This is a genomic window from Thomasclavelia sp. (assembly GCF_017889095.1).
GTDB lineage: Bacteria > Bacillota_I > Bacilli_A > Erysipelotrichales > Coprobacillaceae > Thomasclavelia.
Genome location: NZ_JAGHEW010000375.1, coordinates 1 through 5766, shown reverse-complemented (window position 1 = coordinate 5766; position 5766 = coordinate 1). Strand labels below are relative to the sequence as shown.

At 29.7% G+C, this 5766-nt stretch carries 6 protein-coding genes; 4 read left to right on the top strand and 2 right to left on the bottom strand.

The window, feature by feature from the left end:
- The 3 genes from J7M77_RS15870 to J7M77_RS15860 all read left to right on the top strand — a co-directional run.
- The coding region (locus J7M77_RS15870) for an FAD-dependent oxidoreductase (protein ID WP_296880342.1) at positions 1–876 on the top strand (876 nt) is incomplete at its 5' end.
- A gap of 42 nt (positions 877–918) precedes the next feature.
- A complete protein-coding gene (locus J7M77_RS15865) occupies positions 919–1497 on the top strand; it encodes a uracil-DNA glycosylase family protein (protein WP_296880341.1) in 579 nt (192 codons plus the stop codon).
- Positions 1498–1537: 40 nt separating this feature from the next.
- Positions 1538–2461: a hypothetical protein gene (locus J7M77_RS15860; RefSeq protein ID WP_296880339.1), complete on the top strand. Its 924-nt coding sequence runs from the start codon at positions 1538–1540 to the stop codon at positions 2459–2461.
- 243 nt (positions 2462–2704) lie between these two features.
- Here J7M77_RS15860 and J7M77_RS15855 read toward each other — a convergent pair whose 3' ends face one another.
- Together J7M77_RS15855 and J7M77_RS15850 are read right to left on the bottom strand one after the other, a co-directional pair.
- Positions 2705–4129: a 6-phospho-beta-glucosidase gene (locus tag J7M77_RS15855; RefSeq protein WP_296880338.1), complete on the bottom strand. Its 1425-nt coding sequence runs from the start codon at positions 4127–4129 to the stop codon at positions 2705–2707.
- A gap of 78 nt (positions 4130–4207) precedes the next feature.
- Positions 4208–4954 (bottom strand): hypothetical protein, encoded by a 747-nt coding sequence (locus J7M77_RS15850; RefSeq protein WP_296880337.1) that lies wholly within the window; start codon positions 4952–4954, stop codon positions 4208–4210.
- 193 nt (positions 4955–5147) lie between these two features.
- Between J7M77_RS15850 and J7M77_RS15845 the strand changes: the two genes are divergently transcribed.
- Positions 5148–5766 (top strand): AAA family ATPase (locus tag J7M77_RS15845; RefSeq protein ID WP_296880335.1); only part of this gene is annotated, 619 nt, incomplete at its 3' end.

The following is a 5766-nucleotide window of genomic DNA, read 5'->3' as shown; positions in this document are numbered from 1 at the left end:
GCGGGAATGAGTGCATGTTTATATGCAACTAGAGCTGGAGCAAGTGTATTGATGTTAGATGCTGGAGCACCAGGTGGTAAACTTAATGTTAGTGCGGAAATTGAAAACTGGCCTGGTCAAAAAAAGAAAACAGGACCAGAGCTAGCTTATGAAATGTATGAACATTCATTATCTTTTGGTGGTAAGCAGGCATTTGGCGAGGTAACTAAGATAGTTGATCATGGTGATTATAAAGAAGTAATCACAACTGATAATAGTTATCAAGCTAAAGCAGTATTGATTGCAACTGGAACAAAAGAGAGAAAAATGCAAATTCCAATGGAAGAAGAATTAACAGGTCATGGAGTATCTTATTGTGCTGTTTGTGATGGACCGTTTTTTAAAGATGAAGAAGTAGCTGTTGTAGGTGGTGGAAATTCAGCATTGGAAGAAGCTATTTATTTAACTAAGTTTGCTTCTAAAGTACATTTAATCGTTCGCCGTGATGTTTTTAGAGCTGATAAGATTATTCAAGATCATGTAAGAGCTAATGATAAAATTGAAATTCATTTTTTAAAGAAACCGCATCATTTAATTGAAGAAGATAACAAAGTAGCTGGAATTGCTTTAGAAGATAGTAAAACCGGAGAAATTAGTGAATTAGCAGTTAAAGGAGTATTTCCATTTGTGGGATTAGATCCGATTACTGATTTTGTTAAGGAATTAGGAATTTGTGATGATCAAGGTTATATCATTACTAATGAATTAATGGAAACTAAGATCAAAGGAATTTATGCTGCTGGCGATGTTCGGCAAAAGGTTTTAAGACAAGTTGTAACGGCAACTAATGATGGTGCTATTGTTGGTCAACAAGTAGGACAAAAATTAGGAAATTAAAATGCAGGTCATCGACTTGCATTTATTTTTTAGGAGAATAAAATGGATGATTTTGAAAAATTACTTAAACAAATAAAACAATGTAATATCTGTCAAGAAACTTTTGAACATGGAGTTGCACCAGTAGTTTGGGGTAATAAAAATGCTAAAATTATGCAAATTAGTCAGGCACCATCATTAAAAGTTCATCAGCTTGGTAGACCCTTTAGTGATCAAAGCGGTAAGAAACTTAGACAATGGTATCAAATTGATGAGGCAATATTTTATAATCAAGATAATTTTTATATCACTTCTTTAGCTCACTGCTATCCCGGTAAAGCTAAAAACGGTGGTGATAAAAAACCGCCTAAAATATGTTATCAACAATGGCTATTTAAAGAAATGGAATTAGTAAATAATCAAATCTATATAATTATTGGCAGTTATGCAGCCAAAGTCTTTTTTCCTGATCAAAAGTTAGACGATTTGGTTTTTAACGATCAAGTCATTAATGGCAAACTAACCTATGTCTTACCACATCCTTCACCATTAAATCGAAGCTGGATCAAAAAGCATCCAGAATTTGATAGGCGCATGGCAAATATCGCTAGTGTTGTGAAAAAATATTGCAATTGTATGTGATTCTAGTAAAATAGTTTTTGATTAAGTTGGAGGAAAAACAATGGTAGAAAGCAAACAATTTATGGATATAGATGAAAAATTAGTATTAAATGGTAAATTATATTTAAAAGATAATTTACCAAGTCAAATCAGTAATGCTCTTTATAATTTTGGAAGTATGAATGTTTTTGAAATCTTAGCATTTATTGATTCGAGTGAAGAATTAGATGGCAGTAAAGGAATGATTATCACTCCTGATGAAATATATTTCAAATTTGGACAAGCTGGTAATTTCAAATATCAAGAAATTACAGGCTTATCATTACAAAAACATCATCATGATCAATTAGTTAAAATTATTATTAGAACAGTTAAAGGAAGTTATGCTTTTAGTAATAAAACAATTGATCCGGAAATATTAGTAAACTTTTTAGCCAAAATAACTGATCTAAAGATTGAAATGATCATGACTAATCATGAAAAAGTGGCTTATTATGTTCCAATTGTTTTAGCGGATTTAAGTAATGATGAATATGAAGATATTGAATTGACTAATGAACAAATTGCTTTAATCAATGAACTAAATCAGGATTTAAAAGTAATTGACGGTTTGGATGAAGAAAATTATTGTTATGAATTAGAAAATTTATGTAATCGTGCCTTAGACTTTTTTGATGAATTAGGTTTAGATAGTGAAGAAATCGATGAGTTAGAAAAAGTGCAGGAGCAGTTTAACCAGACTGATTTAGCGGAAGATCAAAAAATCGATGATGCTAAAAGATTTTATGACGATATGATGGATAAATATAGTCAAGGTGATACTGAAATGTATGACCGGGTTAAATCAATGATGGCGCAAATGGGAATTGATGAAAATGAATTAGCTGGTAAATCAACTGAAGAAATTGAAGATTTATTATGTGAAAAATTTGGTATTTCTAAAAGTATGATGGAAAAATTAGTTAAGAAATTTGGAAATCGATAAAATGATAATAATTATTTTAATCTTAGTTATTGTTTTAGTTTGTATAATTAGATCACTTTATCTTAGAAATAAGTATTATTTTAAATGTAGTAAATGCAATTATAAGTGGAAACCGTCAGTTATCAAAACTTTAGGAAATATGAATAAATATATAGATTTTTATTATTTACAATGTCCTCACTGTAAAACTAAAGAAAAAATAGAATTAGTTAGAAAAAATAGCTGCTGAAATTAAGCAGCTATTTATAATATTTCTCCATTTGATTGGATGACTTTTTGATACCAGTAAAAAGAATCTTTTTTATATCTTTTCAAAGTACCATTACCTTGATTATCCTTATCAACATAAATAAAGCCATATCTTTTTTCCATTTCACCAGTACCATTAGATACTAAATCAATGCATCCCCAGGTTGTATAACCAAGCATTTCTACACCATCTAATTCAATTGCATCTTTCATTGCTTTGATATGTTCTTGAAGATATTTAATTCGATAATCATCGTGAATAGTTCCGTCAGCTTCAAGAGTATCTTTAGCACCTAGACCATTTTCAACTACAAATAATGGTTTTTCATAGCGGTCATATAATTCATTAATGGTAATACGAAAACCTAATGGATCAATTTGCCAGCCCCATTGACTTGATTGTAAATATGGGTTGATGACAGAAGCAAAAATGTTACTTTCGGTTTGTTGCCCCTTTTTAGGGTTAGAACTGCTTACTCGTGAAGAATAGTAAGAGAAACTAATAAAATCAACGGTGTTTTCTTTAAGGATTTTTTGATCATTTTTGGCAAATGGAATTGTGGCATTACGCTGGTTACACCACTTTAAAGCATAAGGTGGATAATAACCGCGTGATTGTACATCAATGAACATATAAACTTCACGATTATCACAAAGTGCTTTCCAATAATCATTAGGATTACATGTTTCTGGATAATAGGAACCAGCCGCTAACATACAGCCAATTTGAAATTCGGGATTAATTTCTTTAGCCATTTTAGTAGCTAAGGCACTGGCAACTAACTGATGATGAACACAAGTTATCATTGCCTGAGTTTTATTTTCATTGTCTTCAAATTGCAAACCAGCAGCAACAAATGGAAAATGTAAGATCATATTGATTTCATTAAATGTTAACCAATACTTTACTTTATGTTGATAACGTTTAAACAAAACTTTAGTTAAGTTTAAGTAACAATCAATCATTTGACGATTACGCCAACCGCCAAATTTTTTAACAAGATACATTGGACAATCAAAATGATTAATCGTAACTAAAGGTTCAATGTTATATTTTAAACATTCATCAATAATATGATCATAAAACTGTAATCCTTGTTCATTTGGTTCTGCTTCATCACCGTTAGGAAATATTCTGGTCCAGGCAATTGAAAAACGATAAACTTTCATTCCTAATTCACCAAATAAAGCAATGTCTTCTTGATAATGATGATACATATCAACTGCCTGATGAGAAGGATAAAGATGATCATCATCAAATTTATCCATTTTCATATTACCAGTACCAATACTATAACGATCTTTACCTAGTGGCATTAAATCGACATTAGCTAAACCCCTGCCATCTTCAAAAACACCACCTTCAACTTGATTAGCGGCAGTTGCTCCGCCCCATAAAAAATTCTTTGGAAATACCATAATCTAACCTCCTTTATTTGTTGGTTTTATCATAAGATTAATCCTTTCATAAAGCAAAAAAGTTTCCAAAACGGAAACTTAGAGATTATGTTTAATATTCATTAATAATAAATTAATTAGATAAAGCATCAAAGATTCATTATAAACAGAGTTTCTTGTTGGAATGACAAATTTTTTATCAGGAAAGTCTATTTCGCTTTGACAGGTAATTAACCATTTAGAAACCTGTTCCTTTAAAATTCTAGAAACTATTCTTTTATGATAATGGAAAGTTTGACCATTTGTGCTTAACATGATTAAAAGATCGGAGTCTTGATAGTGATATTTTTTTAGATAATCAACATCGCAAATAATGACAGATTTATTCATAGTATTAAGTTCTCTTTGCATCAGATAACATACTGTTCTAACATCACCATGACCATAAACATAAATTTTACGACTATTAATAATATCATTAGTAAGTTCTTGTAATAATGAATAATTAATAACTGGTAGAATATTTAAAAGAGTGTTGATATATGAATTGGTATACTGTTCAATATTTTGCTTTAAAGTATATTCGTGTTTAAAGATACCAGTTCTAGTAATAAGAGAATCGTTATAATCATTACAGGCATATTTAAATTCTTCATAGTTTTTATAATCAAGTTTTCTAATACATTTTGACACTTGACCCTTAGACATAAAACATGCACTAGCAATCTCATCGATCGTCATATCGTTAATAGTAGTGATATTTTCTTTAATAAAGATACATAAATTTATTATAGTACTACTTTCATTATTTCCATTAATAATATCATTTAATTTATCAACAATCATAAAAATACCTCCACCTATAAAAATACTAACATAAATATTAAATCAGCTAAAGTATTTTATCGTAATGTAATAAACATAGATAAATAATAACTAAGCACTTGCATAAACCATGAACATGATTAATGATTGATAAAATTTATATTTTAAATCATAATAAAATTAAATCGTGGATTAGTCGAAAAGAGGTGATATTATGTATATTGAAAGACATATTGATTATGTTATAAAGGAGTGCTTAAAGCAGTTTCCAATTATTCTGGTTACTGGTCCTAGACAAGTTGGTAAGGAAACTTTGTTGAAGTATATTTGTAATAATTTTGAATATGTAACTTTTGATGATCCAATTGTTTTAACTGAGGCGATTGAAGAAACGAATTTATTTTTAAAAAATAATGAACCACCTTTATTAATTGATGAAGTCCAATATGCCCCGCAAATATTTAGATATTTAAAGATGTATGTTGATAAAAATAGAGTAAAAGGCTCTTTTGCGTTAACCGGATCACAAGCATTTGAACTTATGAAAGGTGTGAGTGAAACATTAGCTGGGAGAATGGCAATTGTTGAGTTAAGAGGACTGTCTTTAAGAGAAATTCATAACGTTCAGTTTTATCAGCCTTTTATACCAAGTGAAAACTATATAAATGAAAGAAAAAAACATCTTGTTGATTATAAAACGTTGTGGCAAACAATTCATCGTGGTTCAATGCCGGAATTACAGGATCAAGATATAAATTGGCAACGTTATTATGCATCGTATGTGAAAACTTATATTGAAAAAGATGTTAGACAAATTATCAATATTACTGATG

Excerpts from the sequence above, each read along its gene's own strand:
- J7M77_RS15865 (WP_296880341.1), top strand. The coding sequence starts at position 919 with ATGGATGATTTTGAAAAATTACTTAAACAAATAAAACAATGTAATATC.
- J7M77_RS15860 (WP_296880339.1), top strand. The coding sequence starts at position 1,538 with ATGGTAGAAAGCAAACAATTTATGGATATAGATGAAAAATTAGTATTA.
- J7M77_RS15855 (WP_296880338.1), bottom strand. The coding sequence starts at position 4,129 with ATGGTATTTCCAAAGAATTTTTTATGGGGCGGAGCAACTGCCGCTAAT.
- J7M77_RS15850 (WP_296880337.1), bottom strand. The coding sequence starts at position 4,954 with ATGATTGTTGATAAATTAAATGATATTATTAATGGAAATAATGAAAGT.